Source organism: Acinetobacter sp. RW6, assembly GCF_041956835.1.
Classification (GTDB): Bacteria; Pseudomonadota; Gammaproteobacteria; order Pseudomonadales; family Moraxellaceae; genus Acinetobacter; species Acinetobacter calcoaceticus.
The window spans coordinates 2,615,698-2,635,305 of the sequence record NZ_CP167121.1 but is presented as its reverse complement, the minus strand read 5'-3'; the positions used below and the strand labels follow the sequence as shown (position 1 = coordinate 2,635,305).

The following is a 19,608-nucleotide window of genomic DNA, read 5'->3' as shown; positions in this document are numbered from 1 at the left end:
AAATTATTTTTATGGATATGTTTATTAATGGACAAACATATCCATAAATTCACGAATTTCGGAAATTGCACTGTCTACATCGCTTGAAAGCCAAGTAGGTTCAAAAAGGCCTGCATAATGTTCTAAACGATCTTGCGGAACAACTAAGCGAACAGGACAGTCTTCTTCAAGTAAACGCCAAGGTAAAATCGGAACTTCATTGTCCAGAAAAATATTGATATTACGAATATCAACAATCATGGCGTTAATGCAGTCAGGAAATGGCATAACTGAAAATTCTTCAGTACGACGACGAAAATATTCCAGATCACCCCATTTGAGTTCATAACTTGGTTTATTAAATTCAATAATACCAATGAGATGTTCGTCTCTTGTCTGGTGGATATAACATTGATGTGTGACGTCAGTGTCGAGATCAAGAGTTACGTTTTGCTGACGATACATCATAAAATAGAGTAGCTTTAAAACATGGGGGCTTATTATAGCCTATTTTCTAAAAAGTAAGCGCTAAAACATATTGTATTACAAATGGGACATAGACGAAGTTCGTGAATAGTTGGAAATTATTTTTAATTGCTTAAATTAATGTGTGCAAATTTTATACTATTTTTATTATTTTAAAAGTAGAGTTTTGCAATCACAGACACCTTCGCATAATGCTTTTTCACACAATGCAACAAAGCAAATTGCTATGATGAATATAAAGTTAATGATAATAGAAGAGGGGAAAGAAGATGCATGATTTTTCAAAACCACCTCATGTGACGAGTCCTGAAGAAACTGCGAAAAAAAGAAGATTGCCAGTTTATATTTTAATTATTGTTGGGCTTTTTCTTCTTGCGCTTATTGTTTATATGGTTGCTGACCACAACCAGACTCCTAAACAAGAGGGAGCTTTTCAAAATGAGACCACACCACATGTAATTAAGGGTAGTTCAGATTTGAATTTAAAGACCTATATAGGGTAATAAGCGAATCAGTTTATCTTGATATCAAGCCTTTAGGTGTAAACCTGAAGGCTTTTTTGCAACCTTTTGCATCAATTTGTTGTATTTATGCAGAAGTGTGTTGATTAGAAAATATTCAAAACATAATGTGAGATAGACCACATTCATCGTCATTTTTTACAACGAATGGTGTTTCCTAGAGATAACACTGAAAAGAACAGAACAATTGAGGACATAACAATATGAATGATTTTTTTGATGGGCCTCGCGGCGCTCAATTTGATGCAATGTATTACTGGGATCAGTTTCATCCTATTCTGGCTGCAATAGTGATCTTATTAGTTGGTTGGATAATTGCTTTATTGGTAGCAGCAGGTGTGAAAAAGCTACTACAAAAAGTAAATACCAATGCAAAACTATCCTCAGCCACTGGTCGAGCCCCCAATATTGAAGGCTTAATTTCCAAGGTCGTATTCTGGTTTATCTTAATCTTAGCTGTTGTTGCGGCTCTAAATGTACTTAACATTAGTGGAGTGAGTGGCCCATTCAGCAATATGGTGAATCAGGTACTTGTCTACATTCCAAATATTGTGGCTGCTGTGGTGGTGGGTTTTATTGGTTGGATTGTTGCTCGACTGGTGCGAGCAGGAGTGACCAATGTTTTATCTAGAACTCAGCTTGACGATAAGCTCAGTACGGAAGTGGGCGTAGGCGGTATTAGCCAAAATATTGGTGAGATTCTTTACTGGCTTGTATTGTTACTTTTCCTTCCGATTGTTCTTTCAATATTAGGATTAACAGGCTTACTGATTCCAGTTCAAAATATGGTAAATGACGCCGTAGCGTTTTTACCAAATATCTTTATCGCTGGCGTTATCGTTTTTGTTGGTTATATCTTGGCAAAAATTGTACGCGGTATTGTTGAAGGTTTAGTAAATAGCTTAGGTGTTCAGGCTCAAGCTGAAAAAATTGGTCTTTTCAAAAGCTCTAATGTAGGCAAATTTTTAGGTTCGTTTGTTTTTGCCATCATTATTATTACGACATTGATTGTAGCGTTCGAAGCTTTAGGTATTGAGACAATTTCTCAACCTGCAACAGCAATGCTGAATGAAATCTTGCAGGCGATTCCAAATATTATTGCTGCTGGTTTAATTCTACTGGTTGCTTATATTGTTTCTCGTTTTGTTGGGCGTTTGGTTGCAGAGTTAATTGCAGGTACTGGTGTTGATGAAATTCCTGCCAAATTAGATGTACAACGCTTTTTAGGTGAAACCAAAGTTTCTAATGCAGTTGGCTGGTTAATTGTATTCTTTACCATGCTATTTGCGGTTTCTGAAGCTGCGGATCGTCTTGGTTTCGACCAAATCAGTGGTCTAATCGCAATGTTTATCCATTTCGGTGCAAACATTTTGTTAGGTGCTGTTATTTTGGTTATTGGCTTCTGGCTCGCAAATGTTGTGGCGAACGTGGTGCAACGTGGTGAATATAATAGCTCGCGTTGGTTAGCTAGCTTAGTTCGTGTCTTAATTATTGGTCTAGTACTTGCGCTTGGTTTAAGAGCGATGGGTATTGCAGATTCAATTGTTAATCTTGCATTCGGTTTGACTCTAGGTGCAGTTGCAGTTGCTTTCGCTCTTGCATTTGGCTTAGGTGGTCGCCAACCAGCAGAACGACTTTTAACTGATTTGTTAGATAAAGCTAAAAAAGAAGCGAATCAACCAAATCCTCTTTATCAGCCACCTTCTAGCACAAGTAGTGCGGCTCCAGCCACAACTACATCTGCGCCAACGACACCATCTACAGTTTCATCTGATGCAAAACCAGCAGATTCTGTACAGGTGAATCCAGCACAACCCCCAGTGAATAAACCGTTTGGCTCTACAGGTGAAAATGATGAAATTTAAGGGAATTAAACTGAATTTCAGATAAACAGTACAAAAAATCTTTGATTTTTGTGATAAGTTCGACCACTCTATATTGAGTGGTCGTTCTTTTTTGGCCGTTATAAAAACAAATAAGTGAGGAAAATACGATGAAGAAACCAGGTCGTTTTTTAGCACCAATTGTCATTGCCGGAATTACGGTAGGTTTTTTAGCGAGTGCTTATAAGTTTGTATTTAGTAAGCCAGAAAACTCGAAACAGACTACTTCTCAGCCGCAAGATTCACAGAACGCATCAAATAGTTCGAAAAACTCAAATTAGCTTATACGTATTGGGCAGCAGCATAGGCAGAAGACCACGCCCACTGGAAGTTATAACCTCCTAAATGGCCAGTGACATCGAGTACTTCGCCAACAAAAAACAATCCTTTCTGCTTTTTACTTTCCATAGTCTTGGAAGATACTTCTGTTGTATCTATTCCGCCTAAAGTAACTTCAGCGGTACGATAACCTTCTGTTCCAGACGGTTTAACTGCGAAGCCATGTAACTGCTCGGCAATATGATCTAGCTGTGCATCACTGATATTACCAATCGCTGTTTCGCTCTGCTCTGACCATATGAGTTGTTGTAACTCTTGGATGATACTTTTGGCAGTAAATTCATTAAGAAGAGTACGTAATAAAACTTTAGGCTGAGTTTTCTTTTTATCTTTTAAATAAGTCGCTAAATCTTGGCTTGGGAAAAAGTCAATTTTAAAACTTTCTCCTGAATTCCAATAGTTCGAAAGCTGTAAAGAACTTGGTCCACTCAAGCCACGGTGGGTAAATAATAAGGCTTCAGTAAAGCTATTTTTTGAGTTGCTTAACGTCACATCCAAAGCGTTACCACTTAAGCGTGTGGTGACGTCTTTAATATGATCTGAAAAAGTAAATGGAACTAAACCTGCACGAGTTGGGAAAACCTGATGTCCAAATTTTTGTGCCAGTTCATAGCCAAAACCAGAACCGCCTAATGTTGGAATCGATAAGCCCCCAGTAGCAATCACTAAAGAATCACAAGTGTAATGCCCTTGATTAGTGTTTAGTGAAAATCCACCTTTTTCCAAGGGTATAATTTGTCCAACTTCGCAATGGGTTTGGATATCCACATTTTTAGTTTTATTACACTCACTCACCAGCATTTCTAAAATTTCTTTAGCACCGTTTAGCGTAAATAATTGCCCGTGTTTACGTTCTTCATAGGCAATTTTATAATCACAGACCAAACCGATAAAGTCCCAGTTGCTATAACGTGACAGGGCAGAAATAACAAAGTGCGGATTATGAGAAATATAGTTATCAGGCTCTACATATAGGTTAGTAAAGTTACACTTACCACCACCTGACATTAAAATCTTTTTACCAATTTTATTGGCTTTTTCTAAAATTAAAACCGAGCGCCCGCGTTTAGCAGCATGAGCAGCCAACATGAGTCCAGAAGCACCTGCACCTAAGACAATGACATCGACATGACTGTTAGACATAAGAGATTCTCGATTAATCTTGAAAATTAAAAAGGGGCATATACTATCATGCCGACACTTGCTCGTGCTAAAGACATTTATCGGTATGAGGAGCAAGATCTCCTAAAAATTAATGAATCAGTAGCTTAGCTTGTTTCTTATATCAGCCTGTAAACCACCAGAATGAATTGCCAGAATGCGAGTTCCTTCAGGGAAATAATTATTCTTGAGAAGGTCAAAGAGACCAAACATCATTTTTCCCGTATAGATCGGTTCAAGGGGTACAGCGTATTGCTCTTCAAAATTTTGGATAAATGCTAATAGTTCAGGTGAGGTTTTAGCATAACCACCACAACAATAGGCATCTGTCAGTGACCAATTCTGTTTTTTAGTCCACTGCATAATATCTTGTTGTAGAAAGTCACCTTTTAATGCTGAAAATCCTAGAACCTTTTGATGTAGTGCACTTCGTTCAATCAGCCCTGAAATAGTCCCACCAGTTCCGACTGCACAGCAAATCACATCATAATTTTGCAAATCACTTTGGCTGAGAATTTCCTGACAACCTTGTACGGCTAGCTCATTAGAACCGCCTTCAGGAATAATGCAAGTTTCAGGAAATTGGTTGTGTAATTGTTGAAGATAGTTTGCATCATCTTTCAAACGATATTCAGTGCGCGAGACAAAATGTAAATGCATTCCTAAACTTTGAGCTTTTGCTAAAGTAGGGTTAAGAGGTTTGCCAGCTAACTCTTCACCACGAATAATTCCAATACTTTTAAAGCCAAAAAGATGAGCTGCATACGCAGTTGCAGCAATGTGATTTGAATAAGCTCCACCAAAAGTCAAAACGCGTGATAATTCTTGTTGCTTTGCTGCAAGTAGATTGTATTTTAGTTTGAAAAATTTATTCCCCGAGATTTGAGGGTGAATTAGATCTAACCGCTTAATGTCGAGATGCAGCGGATAGGGAAGTTGAATATGTTGATAAGGAACTGATTGAGCAATGTGATCAAACATTAGAAATTGAGAAAATAATGATTGATCACATTGTAACTTTTTAAATAGAACTTTAAAAAGCTGTTTACGAGTTTGTATCGACAGAAGTAACTACTGACATACCTGGACGTAAATGTTCCATTCCTTCTTGATTTGGGTCTATAGTAATGCGTACAGCAATCCGTTGAACAACTTTAGTAAAGTTTCCTGTCGCATTGTCTGGCTTTAATACACTGAACTCTGAACCCGCTGCAGGTGAGATTTGCTCAACATGTCCTGTAAATTTTTTGTGTTTCATCGCATCGACTGTAAACCATGCCTTTTGACCAATCCTCATATTGGCAATTTGGGTTTCTTTAAAGTTGGCAATTACCCAAGTTTGTTGTGGAATGAGGTAGAGTAACTGCGACCCTGCTGCGACATATTGCCCAACACGAGGGTTAACTTCACCAAGTTGGCCATCCATCGGAGCAACAATAACACTATAGTCTTTAGTGGTTTGTGCTTGGTCTAACTGTGCTTTAGCACTTGAAACTTGTGCTTCTAAGCCGGCTTCTGCGACTTGTGCTGTTTTAAGCGCTTCATTTGCAACTAATACATTGGCTTCTGCCTGTTTAAGGGCTGCAAGGTTATTTTCTGCATCTGCCGCGGCTTTATCTTGCTCAGACTTAGAGGCTGCACCACTATTTCCTAACTGTTGATAGCGTCTAAGCTGTGCTAAAGAGAGTTCGTATTGAGCTCTTGCCTGATCTACTTTAGCTTGTGCCGCCACAATATCAGCTTGTTTCTGAGCGATTGATTGAGTTTGATTGGCTAAAGTATTTTTAGCTTGTTCAACCCCAGAAGCTGCTTGCGTTACTTTTTGATCATAAGTTGTGGCATCAATATGCATGAGCACTTGACCCTTTTTAACATGGTCAAAGTCTTTAACTACTACATCTTTAACGTAGCCATTAATTTGTGAAGATAAAATTGTGGTTTTACCTTTGACATAACTATTGTCAGTTTGCTGAACACTCGTTGCAAAAGGTCCAATTCTCCATGCCCATAAAATCACTAAAATACCGACAATAAGAACAACCAGCATCCATAATAAAGTTGAGCGTTTTGTCGGAATGAGTTTACTCGCAGGTGCAGGTGCAGGTGCAGGTGCAGGTGCAGGTGTTGGCTCGTTGGCAGGTGCCTGAGCAGGTGTTTGTTCTGGTTTGTTTTGATCATCTGACATATATCAATCTCAATTTCTATTTCATCAAATACGAAAGCCGTTAAGGACGGCTAATTCCTCTGCGTTGTAGATATTTACTACGTGCAATATTAAATCCACCCCATAAGAGTAGGGCGATGGCAAAAATACCGTTTAAAGCAATAACATCATTGTAGGCACGCACTTGGGCTTCACGAGTGACCACTTGATTAAGTGAGCGCATGGATTGAGCTGTTTGTAATGCTGGGTCAGTAGTGGTGATTGATGCACTGCGTTGATAGGTAGATAGCCTTTGAGCGACTAGAGGGTCTGCTTGTTCTAAATCTTTAATGATCTCTGCCTGATAATTTTGTGTACGGTGCTGTTGATAGGTCGAGAAGAAAGAAGACCCTACAAGACCACCGAAAGTTTGGGTGGCAGAAAATAGTACGATGAAAGTCACTACATAAGAGGGACCTTTAGCCAGTGTTTGCGCAAAGCCAATGAGAAGTAATGGCCCAATAAATAAACCACCAGCAAAACCCACTAAGAATTGACTCGCAAAGAAGTTCACCGGTCGAACATCACTAGTTAAGTGATAATCTAGTCCACATGCAACCAGAATCAAAAACTCTGCAAAAAGTAAATGGAAGATAATTCGTTCGCGTGAAAAAGTGAGTGCACTAAAAAGTGTTCCGCTTAAAATCCCCACCAATATGACAACATAGAGTGGAACAAATTGGTCAGGACCCATTCCCATTGTTTTTAGGAAGTTAACAGCAGCATAGCTTTGCTCAGACATTAAAAGTCGAATTGCAAAAGCACCAAAAATGAAACGTAGAGTTGAAGAGGCACCTAGCCAACGCGTCATAATTAATGGATTGGCACGATAGTGTTCGTAGAGTAAACCGAGCACAACTAAGCTAAAACCTGCCATTAATACGTAAGCAAGCCATTCGCTATTAAACCACCATAAAATTGGACCTTGCGTTAGCACAATACATAAACATGCAAAACCTGGGGCCAGTAAAGCAAAGGTGAAGAAATCTTGCTTCTCAAAAACATAAATTCTTAAGCTACGTGGTAATTTCAATGAAACGACCATGGCTAAACAACAAAGCGCTAAACCGAGCTCAAAGGTGTAAAGAACAGACCAACTGTCTGTACTCACAAGAAATGGAGAAATAATCCAAGCCAAGGGTACGCCAAGTTGCTGAAAGCCGAAGGCGATATATATTCCTTTTGCCATGTCTGCTTTTTTAAAGGCTTGCATGGTGTAATACATACCTAATGAGCTTAGTGGTGCACCCGCTAAACCAGCCACAACCCGAGCGAATAGTGCCATTTCATAGGTGTGCACAAAAATATGCAAAACAAGAACTGCAATAAAAATAACGAGCCCTATTTCTGAAAATACTCTCAGGCCATATTGTTGTCTGGCTTTAAACAAAATCAGGTTTGAGCTTACATTTGCCATGACATAGGCCGCAGGCAGCCAAGCAGCTTCGGAAGGTGTAAGACCGTATTCACCTTGAATTAAAGGTAAATTTGCCGTAATAAAACCATTGCTTAAGCTTGCCGAAAGAGCGATAAATAAACCGATAAAAAAGTAAATAAACCGCTTAGGTACAGAGTGTGCAATAGCTGCTGGTGAACCAGGTAGAGTCGGTTGCTCTTCTGGTGTCCAGTCGGGTGGTGTTTCTAAATAACGAGGCGTTTTACTCATTCTATCCCTCGAATTTTTTGTATTTGAATACCATGAAATAGTAATTCAATTGCTCGTTTTGCTAAGCGAGTCTGTTCTTCTGGCTCATGTCCTTGAAATGAAGAACCTAACATTGCAGTAACCATTGCATAGTCATCGGCAGTTAGATCAGCTCGGCACAGTTTTTGTTCTATTGCTTTTTCAATCAGTGGATTAAGTGCATTATTTCGCCGTTCATAGATTTTTAACATAATTGGGTCTTGTCGATCAATTACTCTCCAAAAATCTTGCAAAATTGCGAGCTTGGGAAGTTGCCCAATATGTCCTTCAATTAAACGAAATAAACCATCTTCGAATTGTTGAAAGTGAGCTGCTTTTTGCTCTAGCTGTGTAATCGCACGTTCTAAAAGTGCGCTAATTAAAGCTTTGCGATCGCAAAAATTACGATAGAACGTTGCTCGTCCTACACCAGCGTGGTCAATCACAACTTGTAAGGGGACATTAATGCCATGAATACGAAAACATTCTTCGGCTGCATTGAGTAATTCATCCCGATTATGGGCAGCAATTTTTTGACGTTTACTCATGTCATAGATTGGGGAGTCTTAAAGGTTATATATTTAACGGACATTTTTGTCCGTTGTGAAGAGATAAATTGTAAAAACATGAAAATTCACTTTTCATCATTTATATTTTCTGCATTTTTATATGCGTCATAAAAAGCTGGTAGAATACCGCGCAATTGCGTGATGCTAGGTCAATATAATGTTTGAGTCCCTTATTCCTCTTTTTTCAATTGCGATGGCATTGATGCTTGGAGCAATAAGCCCTGGGCCAAGCTTTATTTACGTGGCACAAAATTCAATTTCTAAATCACGTAAACATGGTTTGTTTACGGCTTTAGGAACGGGTACAGGCGCGGCTCTGTTTGGCTTATTAGCTGTTATGGGATTACAAGCGGTTTTATTAGCTGTACCTTCTGCATATTTAATTTTAAAAATTGGTGGTGGGCTTTATTTACTTTGGCTAGCTTTTAAAATTATTAAACATGCCAAAGAACCAATTGCCATGGAAAATGATGGTAAATCAAAAATGACCTATAAACAGGCATATCGATATGGTTTGATTACTCAGTTAAGTAATCCAAAAATTGCAGTCGTGCTAGCGAGTGTATTTACTGCTTTGTTGCCAAAAGAAATCCCAAATTATTACTACGTCGCATTACCAGTGATTTGTTTTATGATCGATGCGGGATGGTATTCATGTGTGGCAATGCTGTTATCTTCAGAGAAGCCTAGAACAATGTACTTAAAAGCAAAAACTGGCGTTGACCGAGTAGCTGGAAGTATTGTGAGTGTATTAGGTTTAAAGCTAATTTTCTTCAAATGATAAGTCTTTAATTAAAATATCTAAAAAATCCAAAGCCAGCTGTTTATAGTCTGGCTTTATTTTTTGCGTAAAATATATACAAATTGAAATATCTTTTTTAGCACTTAAACATTTAAAAAGTGGTAACTTAATAAATAAAACAAAAAGAAATGAGGATCACGTTATGAAAAAACTAATGGTGAGCATTTCTGTAGTTTTTCTCATCTTAACTACAGGATGTGAGATGAGAACGATGAGTAAGCAACCACCAGCAAATGAGCGGACCATGAGTATTGTTGGCACTCCAGTTCATGAAAAGGATTATAAAATTTCCGATACCCAAGCGAATAATCATGAGCAATCCAACTATTAAGTTACTTGCAGGATGTGCGACTTACTGTATTTTGAGTATGGTCAATGCATGTGAACCTGCATCTTTAGATTGGGAGCTTTTTCAGGGAAAATATGATTTAAATCATGATGGAATGTACAGCCTAAAAGAATTTCAACGTGTTGAGGATTTTTATCCTTATAACTGGCCCACCGACAAACGTTTTCAAGGCGAAAACAAGCATACAGAGTTATTTCATTATTTAGATGAAAATAAGAATGGCTATTTAACAAATGAGGAGTTAGGAAACATCCATGTTTTATTTAATAACCCTTGTGAAGGGTGGCCGTGGTCGTAATTTAAATTCACTTATTTATGTTTTTTCAGAACTCGAATTTTAAAAATAAAAAAAGCTTCCAATTTAGGAAGCTTTTTTATGAAGGCAGATTAAGAAACTTTATCGCCTGGTTTTGCACCGCTATCTGGTGAAATAATGAAAATACCTTCACCATTTCCAGCAGCAAGTACCATTCCGTTTGAAATACCAAAACGCATTTTACGTGGTGCAAGGTTAGCAACCATAACGACCAGTTTACCTTTTAAATCTTCTGGTGCATATTGGCTACGAATACCACTGAATACGTTACGTGTTTCAGCTTCACCAACGTCTAAAGTAAGTTGAAGTAATTTATCTGAACCTTCAACAGTACCTGCTTCAACGACCTGAGCAACGCGTAAGTCAACCTTTAAGAAGTCTTCAATCCCAATGATTTCAGCTTCACCAACTGCTGGAGCAGGAGCTGCTTTTTTCTCGGCTGCTTTGTCCTTTTTCGCCGCTGCTTTAGTTGCTTCTGGAGCAGGAGTACCTAAAGACTCTTTAGATGCATCCACCATTGCGGCAACAGCTTTTGGATCAACACGTTGCATAAGCGGTTGGAACTGTGCAATCTCATGACTTACAAGAATTTGTTTACGTGACTCGAAATTGAAGCTCTCAAGTTTTAAGAAACCTTGAACTTGCTCAGCCAAAGTTGGAAGAACTGGAGCTAAGTACACAGCTAATTGACGGAACAAGTTGATACCAACCGAGCACACATCAAGAACTTGTTGTTCTTGACCTTCTTGTTTAGCAAGTGCCCATGGCTTTTTCTCGTCAATATATTGGTTTGCACGATCAGCAAGCGCCATAATTTCACGAATAGCCATTGAGAATTCACGTGCTTCATATGCGCTAGCGATTGAATCACCTGCATCAATAAAACTTTGTACCAATTCAGATTCTGCACATTCAGCAGATAAAGTATTGTTAAAGTTACTGTTGATAAATTTAGCACAACGGCTAGCAATATTGACGACTTTACCGACTAAGTCAGAATTTACTTTTTGAATAAAATCATCAAGGTTTAAATCAGAGTCTTCAACTTTATCTGAAAGTTTAGATGCAAAGTAGTAACGTAAATATTCTGGATTTAAATGCTGTAAATAAGTCTCTGCTTTAATAAAAGTACCACGAGACTTAGACATTTTTTGTCCGTTCACAGTCAAGAAACCGTTCACAAATAAGCCTGTTGGAGTGCGATAGTTTGCACCATCCAACATTGCAGGCCAGAACAATGCATGGAAATAAACAATATCTTTACCAATGAAATGGTAAACATCATTTTGACTGTCTTTTTTCCAGAAATCATCAAAACTTAAATCTGGGCGCTTAGTTTTGATGTAATTTTCAAAACTCGACATATAACCAATTGGCGCATCTACCCAAACATAGAAGTATTTATTTGGTGCATCAGGAATTTCAAAACCGAAATAAGGTGCATCACGCGAAATATCCCAATCGGTTAAACCCGACTCAAACCATTCATCTAGCTTGTTTGCAATCGAAACAGGTAATCGACCTTCATCACGGGTCCATTTCTGTAAATACTCAGCAAAGTTCGGTAGTTTAAAGAAATAGTGATCTGAAGATTTTTCAACTGGCGTTGCACCACTTAAAGTTGAACGTGGGTTAAGTAGTTCAGTTGCATTATAGGTCGTACCACAAACTTCACATGAGTCGCCGTATTGGTCTTCTGACTTACATTTTGGGCATGTACCTTTAATGAAACGGTCAGACAAGAACATGCCTTTTTCTGGGTCAAATAATTGAGTTACAGGGCGAACTGCAATATTTCCAGCTTCACGGTTTTTAATATAGATATCTGTTGAGCGGGCTTTGTTCGCATCGCTATGAGTTGAATCGTAATGATCGAAATGTACGCCAAAACCGTCAAAATCACGGATGTGTTCTTTTTGAACATTCGCAATTTGCTCTTCTGGGCTAATACCATTTGCTTCGGCACGTAGCATAATTGCTGTACCGTGAGCATCATCCGCACATACATAAGTCACATCATGACCCATTGCTCGCATGGCACGAACCCAGATATCTGCCTGGATGTAACCGAGTAAATGACCCATATGAATTGGACCATTAGCATAAGGGAGGGCATTAGTGACTAAAATTTTACGCACGGATTTCATTCTCTCATTCGTATTTATAAGGTGGAAGATTTTAACTGATGCAGGGAGATAAGCAAAGATTAATAATCTTTGGCTTGGTGCAAGAGGTTTCTATAAAAATGGGTTTCGGTCAGAGAGCGTTTCTCTTTAGAACAGATAAACAAATCAAAAAATATTTGAATCTTCCTGTATTGTCTTTGTTTCAAATTGCAGTTACGGTCAGAAAATAAGCCATAACGATGTATAACTAATAACTTATTCAGGTAATTTTTTAATTAACTACGAGGATAACAACGATGACTACTGAAAATAAATTAGATGAGTTAAAAGCAAAAGCGGCAGATGCAAAAGTACAAGGTGAAAAAGCTTTGGAAGATTTAAAGGAAAACGTAAAAGCTAAAGAAGCGGCTGGTAAAGAAGCTGTTGAAGATAAAGTAGATGAATTAAAGGCCAAAGTGGCAGATGCAAAAGTTCAAGGTGAAAAAGCTTTGGATGATTTAAAGGAAAATGTAAAAGATAAACAAGCTGCTGGTAAAGAGGCAGTTGAAGATAAAGCAAATGATTTGAAAGGCAAACTTGAGGATGCTCAGCATACCTTGCAAGATAAGTTCGATCATTTACGTACGGAAGCAGGTCATAAACTTGATGATGCCAAAGCCAAAGCAGTAGAGTTAAAAGATGAGGCTGCAACAAAATTTGATGAGTTAAAAACGCAAGCAACGGCGAAATTTGATGAGTTGAAGAAAACAGCAACAGATAAGTTAAATAAATTGAAGCACCATGATTCTGATGAATAAGTTTATTTAAACTAAAATCTGCACTCCTTACCTAAAAGATGGAAGCTTGAAAATTAGCAATTCTTCATCCTTAGGTGAGCGAGTGCGGATCAATACTGTTACACTATCTCCATTAAGCTGTAATGATCTGTTTTTGGAGTAAACAATATGTCTTGGCTTTCTTCATTAAAGTCTGTTTTTTCACCCGCACAAGAAGTGAAAGAAGATGAAATCCAAACGGTACTCCAAAATTATTTACTACCGCATTCAAAAGATGCTTTAAAAGAGCGCATTAGTCAGCTTCAAGTTCAAGGTCGAGTATTACAACTCACCATTAATACATTTCCTGATGAAAAAGAGCACTTGCAGCAAATTCATGATGATTTGGCTGGAGCTTTGGAAAAGTGTGGTATTGAAGAACTAAACCTGCATGTGGTTCAGCAAAAGCGCCCTGCACAAGAAAGTTCGAACTTACCTCCTGTGCTTGATGCTTCACCTAAAGCAGAACCAGATCCGAATAATCCACCTATCCAAAAAGCAGCTCCGCAACAAAGAGATGTTCCACTTCATCCTCGCATTAAGCATGTTATTTTAGTTTCGTCAGGTAAGGGTGGTGTTGGTAAATCGACAACTACTGTCAATTTAGCACTTGCCTTGCAAAAAATGGGGCTTAAAGTTGGAGTGTTGGATGCCGATATCTATGGCCCAAGTATTCCGACTATGCTGGGAAATGCTGGCAAAACTCCTCTTATTGAAAGTGAAAATTTTGTGCCTTTAGATGCTTATGGCATGGCGGTGTTATCGATTGGACATTTAACTGGTGATAACAACACACCTGTTGCATGGCGTGGGCCAAAGGCAACGGGTGCTTTAATGCAATTATTTAATCAAACTCTTTGGCCTGATTTAGATGTATTGATGATTGATATGCCACCTGGTACTGGAGATATTCAACTCACGCTTGCACAGCGTATCCCAGTTACTGGTTCAATCATTGTGACTACGCCACAAAATGTTGCCTTATTAGATGCTACTAAAGGTATCGAATTATTTAATAAAGTTGGAATTCCTGTATTAGGCGTCGTTGAAAATATGTCGACCCATATTTGCTCTAACTGTGGTCATGAGGAGCAAATTTTTGGTATTGGCGGTGGTGATAAGCTCTCTGAACAGTACCATATTCCACTGTTAGGCCGCTTGCCTCTAAATGCTCAAATCCGTGAGCATGCTGATCAGGGTAAACCTAGTGTTGTAGCAATGGATGATGCGGCTGATAGTTACATTGATATTGCTAAAGCGATGTGGGAACAGATTGAAAAAATTCCTCAACGTACACGTGATGACAAACGTATCTTCTGATTTATTTAAACCCGACTGCAAGTCGGGTTTTTTATTATCTGGTTAAAATAAAAAATTAAACTACTGAATCTTAATAACAAAGCTAAACTTGAAATTGGCATATAGATTGCTACTTTACACTTTTTAAAAAGAAAGGGTAAAAAAATGCAATTTAAATGTGCTTTTGGCGTAATCAGTTTATGTAGCGCTTTATTTTTAGTCGGATGCAATAATGACGACTCTTCTGTTTCACAAACACCTACAGTTCAGGAGCAAAAACAGAAATTACAGCCGATTATTATTCAGGGTGCTTTGCCTGTAGAGTCGGAAAGAATGGCTTCAAAATTAGAGAATAAGGTTGTCGAAGAAATTGGTGGGTGGACATTCTGGAAGGGTACCTATAATGGTTATCCAATGATTATTTCTAAAACCCGTATGGGTATGAGTAACTCGGCTGCGGCAACTGCTTTAGCCATTGAACGTTATAAACCGATTGCAATTATTAATCAGGGAACATCAGGCGGGCACGACCCAGATCTACACGTTTACGATATTGTCTTAGGAAAATACGCAACCAATATTGGTGCATTTAGAACACCAAAGCAGCCAGTTGGTGGTGGTTCAAATTCACTCACATGGGTTGAGGCTTTTGATGTTTTGCCAACAGACGAGTCTGACCCAGAACCTATCGCAATTCGTAAATTTGAAGGTGACCAAGAGTTATTAATGGCGGCACATAAAGTCCGTTATGACAAAGGTGAAGTGGTCGAAGGAACGATTGGCTCAGCAGACGTTTGGAATAATGAGCTTGATCGTATTCAATTCTTCCATCAACGCTATGGGACTTCAGTCGAGGAAATGGAAGCAGCATCTGTTGCACAAATTGCCAGCCAGTTTAATGTTCCTTTTCTAGGAATTCGAATCTTATCTAATAATATTACGAATAATGGAGCTTACGACCCTGGTACAGGAGAGGCTTGCCAAGAGTATGTACTCAATGTGGCTGAAGAGTATATGAAATCAAAACTACCAAAATAATCATTTAAAACTAAGCAAGAAGATCGGAGTCTTTATAAAACTTCTTCTTCTTGCTTTTTATGGCGATGTCTATTTTTCCAGTTTTTAATAACCATCCAACGCCAGAAAATTTCTGTAGATAGATATAAAATGACAGCAAATACGAAAGCTTCTACAACAAGACCTGTCATCAAAATTTTCGCAAGACTAAAATCAATGTGTCCGTGGCCGAAATGAGTAATCCAGCGGGAAATTTGGTGCAATACACCCAGCAGCATTTCTTTGTTGATCATATGCACATGAAAAATATGCGCACCAAACCAAAACCCAATATATAGAATAGGAACTAAAGTAAGAGGATTACTTAGCCAAGCCAGCATTAAGCTAATTGGTAGATTTACTTCAAATAGTAAGACTGCCATCACAATAAATACACTGTGAAAAGGGATAGGCAGTAAACCAAAAAAGGTTCCGACAAAAACAGCTCGGGTAATTGATTTTCGATTGACATACCAAAGCACAGGATTCAGGGTCTTTTTACCAAAAATCCTTAGAAATTTCATATTTGAAACTTTCTCGGGTGAGGGAAGCCAAGATTGAAAAAAGTGCTTTGCCATAATCATTAAGGTAGTAGAGCGCGGTGCTCTAAATAAAAAAATCAGAAACAATATATGAATTGAAACTTACTAAAAGCTTAAAATTTAAACTTACCATCACTATATATTTTTTATTATAAAGGCTTTTGATGGAAAAATAGACTTAAAATAAAAATACTTATGTTATTTAAGTACGAAATTATTTGAAAAGCATAACAACTGACCGTAAAGTTTTCTTTATCACTTTTTGTGGTAATTTTATAAGTATATGTTTTTAATATTTTTATTTAAAAATTAAAAGTGATCTAAAAAATTTTGTCTTACAATTAGCTTTTGCCATGTGACAGGATATCTATTAATCTGAGATGACTATATTATGAGGTCATTCAATGATTTCATGGCTTTTTATTGGCTTAGTAGCCACAATTTTACTTACACCTGGTCCGACTAACACTTTACTCGCTTCTTCAGGCGTGCAAGTAGGACTACGGAAGTCAGTAAAACTTATTCCAGCAGAAGTTTTGGGTTATGTGATCTCTATTTCTGCATGGGGAATGCTGATTGGGAAAGTGTCAACCACATTGCCATTGCTACCGCCTATTCTTAAGCTGTTGAGTGCTTGCTATATTATTTTCTTAGCCATTAAGTTATGGCATACGGCAAATCAGGAGATTGAATTAAATCAGCCTACGATCCGTACTCGTGAATTATTTTGTGCAACCTTATTGAATCCTAAAGCCTTGCTCTTTGCTTCAGCAATTTTTCCAGTAGCTGCGTGGAGTGATTTTCACATTTATTTGATTCATATGATGGCTTACTTAGCGCTTATTACGCCAATTGCCTTATTCTGGATTTTCTTGGGATCACTTTTAGCTTCCAAGAAAGTTGCATGGCTAAATCAGACGAATTTACAAAAAACAGCTTCACTCGTTTTAGTCAGTTTTTCAATTCCTATTAGCTATTCTGCTTTACTGAGCCTTTAAAGGTACCGCTGAGCTATTCTTATTTGTTTGAGTAGCTTTGCGTTGTTTTCATAATTGCTTTTTTAAGTTAAAGTACGTCGAAATCAATGAAATTACCTTTTGGATAGAAAATACATGGCTATTAAGTCTGATCGTTGGATTCGCGAGATGAGCGAAAAACACGGCATGATTGAACCTTATGCAGAGAATCAAGTCCGTTTTGATGAAAATGGTGAAAAGTTGATCTCATACGGGGTCTCTAGCTATGGTTATGATGTACGCTGTGCTCGTGAATTCAAGGTTTTTACTAACGTACATTCTGCAATTGTCGACCCAAAGAATTTTGATGACAAAAGTTTTATCGATATTGAGTCTGATGTTTGTATTATTCCGCCAAACTCATTTGCTCTAGCGCGTACGATTGAATATTTCCGTATTCCTCGTAATGTGTTGACAGTATGCTTAGGCAAGTCGACTTATGCTCGTTGCGGTATCATTGTGAATGTGACTCCGTTAGAACCTGAATGGGAAGGTCACGTAACTTTAGAATTTTCAAACACCACTAATTTACCTGCACGTATTTATGCAGGGGAAGGTGTAGCACAAATGCTATTCTTTGAAAGTGATGAAGTCTGTGAAACATCTTATAAAGACCGTGGTGGTAAATACCAAGGTCAAACAGGCGTTACACTTCCTAAAACATAATTTTTCTTAGATAAAGAAGAGTTTTAAAATAATGGGTCGCTTAGGTGGCCCAATTTTATGAATAAAATTTACATGAGGTGCGTTTATCGGAATAGTGATAAATGACAGTTTCCTTTTGTAAAAAATAATATAATATGATCAATAATTGATTTGTTTTTTTGTTCTGCATCACAGAATTTAAAAGTAAATGTATTGGATATAGGTTGTCTTTTTAGTAGTAATTACTTAGATATCTACTAAATTCAGATAGGCCAAATAAAAAGAAATTAAACAGGATTATGCCCCCAAGGATACGGAGGTCGGCCATGCGACAGTTTACGTCTCTTCATGTAGCGATAGCGCTTGGAAGCTTATGCTTTTCTTCAGCGTATGCTGCCTCTACATTAGTCCCTATGTCAGATTCGGAACTATCCGCAACTCGTGGCCAAGCTTTAATGAGTATGTCTTATATTGCGCCTACGGATTCTGCAAATTTGGAAAAACTACGTGACAATAACAGTAACGTAGGTTTTTATAAATTGGGCTTAGATGCTGATTTAGAGCTGAACGCAAACATTAAAAGATTGCAGCTTGGGTGCGGCGGAGCTAATGGTGCGGGTGCATGTGATATTGATATTGATAACTTAAGTCTAAGTGGTCTTTCAGATACTAACGATGGTCGTGCTAGCTCTTCCGCAAAACTAACCAACCCGTTTATTGAGTTTGCGATTAAAAACCCCAATAGTGCATCGACTCGCGAAGTAGCTGGAGTAAGACTAAGTGCTGAATCTATTCAAGGCTTACTTACTTTTGGGTCAGAGAATACTGCTACAAAAAATGGTATTAACTCTTTTAGTGGTTATATGGTAACTCAAGCGACTGGAGGAACTGTAAATACTTTTGCTCGCTCTCCTGGTTCTGGCTTAACTCAAACTAATTTGGGGACAGTAATTACTGGCCGAGCACGAAGTTCTGATGGTTTAGTTTGGGCTAATTTTAAATCTACAGCTTATGATCTAGGTTTAAGTAGTGCATCTGGTAGTCTAACTTTACCTTCACAAGTCATCTCAGGCAAACGTATAACTACTGCAAATTTGACAGGTACTGCTAATGTAAGTGGTATTAATTTATCTGGAACTATTTCAGCAGATGCGAAACTCGATCTTGGTTTAACGATTCCTTTATCAGGGAATTTAACAGGTGTGATTAACAATTTAGGTGTAAATGTTGCTGTAAATGAAGATTTGGGCTATTTCCATAAAGTCAATTTAAATGGTACGGCGGCCTCTCTTTCCTTGCAAGGGCAAAATTTACAATGGACAGGAGCGAAATCAGTTTCTCAAGCGGGGTGGTGGTTAGAACTTTCGAACCCGATTGATATTGGTGATGTAACTCCGCAGTCACAGGTAGTGATTACCGATGATGTTGTTAAAGCCGCTCTAGGTAAAGTGAGCGCGTATTTAGGAAAAGATGAAAATGCAGTCAACTGTGGCTTTTTAGCAATTTCTTGTTTGGCGGGGAGTATCAATACAGGAAATATTGATTTAACTGGTCAGTATGTTCCTATGAATCTGACGAATTTAGTTTTAAAAAACCAGAGTTTTGCTCCTAACTGCTATGGGAACTTAAAGTTCTGTTAATCTTAAAAAAACGTTGTAGTTGATGGTATGCATTCATCGGAAAAGTAATTTTTTACATGCTTTTTTTTGCATTTGTGCAAATATTCCGCATAATAGAAATGTGGAAAGGTTGGCAATATCTTTTAGATGTGCCTCTTTGTCTAAGGTGAAAAGGATAGATTCACCTGGCATCAAGGA

General features: G+C 38.0%; 20 protein-coding genes. 12 read left to right on the top strand and 8 right to left on the bottom strand.

From position 1 onward, the window contains the following. Positions 1-24: 24 nt before the first annotated feature. On the bottom strand, positions 25-444 hold the full coding sequence (locus tag ACB088_RS12495; protein ID WP_171056780.1) for a hypothetical protein: 420 nt from the start codon (positions 442-444) through the stop codon (positions 25-27). 290 nt (positions 445-734) lie between these two features. Between ACB088_RS12495 and ACB088_RS12490 the strand changes: the two genes are divergently transcribed. From ACB088_RS12490 to ACB088_RS12480, 3 genes are all read left to right on the top strand, one after another. Then, the gene (locus ACB088_RS12490) at positions 735-968 is read left to right on the top strand and encodes a hypothetical protein (protein ID WP_016139123.1); all 234 of its coding nucleotides are present in this window, start codon (positions 735-737) and stop codon (positions 966-968) included. Positions 969-1,189: 221 nt separating this feature from the next. Further along, the gene (locus ACB088_RS12485) at positions 1,190-2,851 is read left to right on the top strand and encodes a mechanosensitive ion channel (RefSeq protein WP_375037122.1); all 1,662 of its coding nucleotides are present in this window, start codon (positions 1,190-1,192) and stop codon (positions 2,849-2,851) included. A gap of 128 nt (positions 2,852-2,979) precedes the next feature. Further along, positions 2,980-3,150 (top strand): hypothetical protein, encoded by a 171-nt coding sequence (locus tag ACB088_RS12480; RefSeq protein ID WP_375037121.1) that lies wholly within the window; start codon positions 2,980-2,982, stop codon positions 3,148-3,150. Between the two features lies 1 nt (position 3,151). Here the strand turns inward: ACB088_RS12480 and ACB088_RS12475 are convergent, their stop codons facing one another. The 5 genes from ACB088_RS12475 to ACB088_RS12455 form a co-directional block, all read right to left on the bottom strand. Then, on the bottom strand, positions 3,152-4,351 hold the full coding sequence (locus ACB088_RS12475; RefSeq protein WP_375037120.1) for an NAD(P)/FAD-dependent oxidoreductase: 1,200 nt from the start codon (positions 4,349-4,351) through the stop codon (positions 3,152-3,154). 117 nt (positions 4,352-4,468) lie between these two features. Continuing rightward, positions 4,469-5,350 (bottom strand): 1-aminocyclopropane-1-carboxylate deaminase/D-cysteine desulfhydrase, encoded by an 882-nt coding sequence (locus tag ACB088_RS12470; protein WP_375037119.1) that lies wholly within the window; start codon positions 5,348-5,350, stop codon positions 4,469-4,471. 64 nt (positions 5,351-5,414) lie between these two features. Beyond that, positions 5,415-6,554, bottom strand: coding sequence for an HlyD family secretion protein (locus ACB088_RS12465; RefSeq protein ID WP_375037118.1), 1,140 nt, complete (start codon positions 6,552-6,554; stop codon positions 5,415-5,417). Between the two features lie 40 nt (positions 6,555-6,594). Continuing rightward, positions 6,595-8,238: an MFS transporter gene (locus tag ACB088_RS12460; RefSeq protein WP_375037117.1), complete on the bottom strand. Its 1,644-nt coding sequence runs from the start codon at positions 8,236-8,238 to the stop codon at positions 6,595-6,597. Next, entirely contained in the window at positions 8,235-8,804 is a 570-nt protein-coding gene (locus tag ACB088_RS12455; RefSeq protein WP_003653437.1) for a TetR/AcrR family transcriptional regulator, read from the bottom strand. The genes ACB088_RS12460 and ACB088_RS12455 overlap by 4 nt, the downstream gene beginning before the upstream one ends. Before the next feature lie 178 nt (positions 8,805-8,982). Here ACB088_RS12455 and ACB088_RS12450 point away from each other — a divergent pair, with 178 nt between their 5' ends. The 3 genes from ACB088_RS12450 to ACB088_RS12440 all read left to right on the top strand — a co-directional run bounded on the left by ACB088_RS12450 (position 8,983) and on the right by ACB088_RS12440 (position 10,274). Then, positions 8,983-9,606, top strand: a complete 624-nt coding sequence (locus ACB088_RS12450; protein WP_013198835.1) for a LysE family translocator — start codon at positions 8,983-8,985, stop codon at positions 9,604-9,606. Positions 9,607-9,769: 163 nt separating this feature from the next. Beyond that, complete coding sequence (locus tag ACB088_RS12445; RefSeq protein ID WP_375037116.1) at positions 9,770-9,958, top strand: NF038215 family lipoprotein; 189 nt, start codon at positions 9,770-9,772, stop codon at positions 9,956-9,958. Continuing rightward, the gene (locus ACB088_RS12440) at positions 9,939-10,274 is read left to right on the top strand and encodes a calcium-binding protein (protein ID WP_375037115.1); all 336 of its coding nucleotides are present in this window, start codon (positions 9,939-9,941) and stop codon (positions 10,272-10,274) included. The genes ACB088_RS12445 and ACB088_RS12440 overlap by 20 nt, the downstream gene beginning before the upstream one ends. Positions 10,275-10,363: 89 nt before the next feature. On the opposite strand, the gene metG is transcribed toward ACB088_RS12440, so the two are convergent. Beyond that, positions 10,364-12,430, bottom strand: a complete 2,067-nt coding sequence (gene metG, locus ACB088_RS12435; RefSeq protein ID WP_375038804.1) for a methionine--tRNA ligase — start codon at positions 12,428-12,430, stop codon at positions 10,364-10,366. A 284-nt stretch (positions 12,431-12,714) separates the two neighbouring features. Here metG and ACB088_RS12430 point away from each other — a divergent pair, with 284 nt between their 5' ends. From ACB088_RS12430 to ACB088_RS12420, 3 genes are all read left to right on the top strand, one after another. Beyond that, the gene (locus ACB088_RS12430; protein WP_004641505.1) at positions 12,715-13,215 is read left to right on the top strand and encodes a hypothetical protein; all 501 of its coding nucleotides are present in this window, start codon (positions 12,715-12,717) and stop codon (positions 13,213-13,215) included. Between the two features lie 147 nt (positions 13,216-13,362). Further along, positions 13,363-14,553 carry an iron-sulfur cluster carrier protein ApbC gene (gene apbC, locus ACB088_RS12425; protein ID WP_005048722.1) on the top strand — a complete coding sequence of 397 codons (1,191 nt, stop codon included), beginning with the start codon at positions 13,363-13,365 and terminating at the stop codon, positions 14,551-14,553. A 144-nt stretch (positions 14,554-14,697) separates the two neighbouring features. Beyond that, the gene (locus ACB088_RS12420) at positions 14,698-15,570 is read left to right on the top strand and encodes a 5'-methylthioadenosine/S-adenosylhomocysteine nucleosidase (RefSeq protein WP_375037114.1); all 873 of its coding nucleotides are present in this window, start codon (positions 14,698-14,700) and stop codon (positions 15,568-15,570) included. A 32-nt stretch (positions 15,571-15,602) separates the two neighbouring features. Here the strand turns inward: ACB088_RS12420 and ACB088_RS12415 are convergent, their stop codons facing one another. Then, positions 15,603-16,172: a DUF2062 domain-containing protein gene (locus tag ACB088_RS12415; protein WP_092709306.1), complete on the bottom strand. Its 570-nt coding sequence runs from the start codon at positions 16,170-16,172 to the stop codon at positions 15,603-15,605. Between the two features lie 362 nt (positions 16,173-16,534). On the opposite strand from ACB088_RS12415, the gene ACB088_RS12410 reads away from it, so the two are divergent. From ACB088_RS12410 to ACB088_RS12400, 3 genes are all read left to right on the top strand, one after another. Beyond that, on the top strand, positions 16,535-17,128 hold the full coding sequence (locus ACB088_RS12410) for a LysE family translocator (protein ID WP_004641512.1): 594 nt from the start codon (positions 16,535-16,537) through the stop codon (positions 17,126-17,128). Between the two features lie 114 nt (positions 17,129-17,242). Further along, positions 17,243-17,812: a dCTP deaminase gene (gene dcd, locus ACB088_RS12405; protein WP_003653416.1), complete on the top strand. Its 570-nt coding sequence runs from the start codon at positions 17,243-17,245 to the stop codon at positions 17,810-17,812. Positions 17,813-18,117: 305 nt separating this feature from the next. Continuing rightward, positions 18,118-19,431: a hypothetical protein gene (locus ACB088_RS12400; RefSeq protein ID WP_133747981.1), complete on the top strand. Its 1,314-nt coding sequence runs from the start codon at positions 18,118-18,120 to the stop codon at positions 19,429-19,431. Positions 19,432-19,608: the final 177 nt, after the last annotated feature.

Coding starts and splice junctions, on each gene's coding strand:
- ACB088_RS12495 (WP_171056780.1), bottom strand. CDS start 444: ATGTATCGTCAGCAAAACGTAACTCTTGATCTCGACACTGACGTCACA.
- ACB088_RS12490 (WP_016139123.1), top strand. CDS start 735: ATGCATGATTTTTCAAAACCACCTCATGTGACGAGTCCTGAAGAAACT.
- ACB088_RS12485 (WP_375037122.1), top strand. CDS start 1,190: ATGAATGATTTTTTTGATGGGCCTCGCGGCGCTCAATTTGATGCAATG.
- ACB088_RS12480 (WP_375037121.1), top strand. CDS start 2,980: ATGAAGAAACCAGGTCGTTTTTTAGCACCAATTGTCATTGCCGGAATT.
- ACB088_RS12475 (WP_375037120.1), bottom strand. CDS start 4,351: ATGTCTAACAGTCATGTCGATGTCATTGTCTTAGGTGCAGGTGCTTCT.
- ACB088_RS12470 (WP_375037119.1), bottom strand. CDS start 5,350: ATGTTTGATCACATTGCTCAATCAGTTCCTTATCAACATATTCAACTT.
- ACB088_RS12465 (WP_375037118.1), bottom strand. CDS start 6,554: ATGTCAGATGATCAAAACAAACCAGAACAAACACCTGCTCAGGCACCT.
- ACB088_RS12460 (WP_375037117.1), bottom strand. CDS start 8,238: ATGAGTAAAACGCCTCGTTATTTAGAAACACCACCCGACTGGACACCA.
- ACB088_RS12455 (WP_003653437.1), bottom strand. CDS start 8,804: ATGAGTAAACGTCAAAAAATTGCTGCCCATAATCGGGATGAATTACTC.
- ACB088_RS12450 (WP_013198835.1), top strand. CDS start 8,983: ATGTTTGAGTCCCTTATTCCTCTTTTTTCAATTGCGATGGCATTGATG.
- ACB088_RS12445 (WP_375037116.1), top strand. CDS start 9,770: ATGAAAAAACTAATGGTGAGCATTTCTGTAGTTTTTCTCATCTTAACT.
- ACB088_RS12440 (WP_375037115.1), top strand. CDS start 9,939: ATGAGCAATCCAACTATTAAGTTACTTGCAGGATGTGCGACTTACTGT.
- ACB088_RS12430 (WP_004641505.1), top strand. CDS start 12,715: ATGACTACTGAAAATAAATTAGATGAGTTAAAAGCAAAAGCGGCAGAT.
- apbC (WP_005048722.1), top strand. CDS start 13,363: ATGTCTTGGCTTTCTTCATTAAAGTCTGTTTTTTCACCCGCACAAGAA.
- ACB088_RS12420 (WP_375037114.1), top strand. CDS start 14,698: ATGCAATTTAAATGTGCTTTTGGCGTAATCAGTTTATGTAGCGCTTTA.
- ACB088_RS12415 (WP_092709306.1), bottom strand. CDS start 16,172: ATGATTATGGCAAAGCACTTTTTTCAATCTTGGCTTCCCTCACCCGAG.
- ACB088_RS12410 (WP_004641512.1), top strand. CDS start 16,535: ATGATTTCATGGCTTTTTATTGGCTTAGTAGCCACAATTTTACTTACA.
- dcd (WP_003653416.1), top strand. CDS start 17,243: ATGGCTATTAAGTCTGATCGTTGGATTCGCGAGATGAGCGAAAAACAC.
- ACB088_RS12400 (WP_133747981.1), top strand. CDS start 18,118: ATGCGACAGTTTACGTCTCTTCATGTAGCGATAGCGCTTGGAAGCTTA.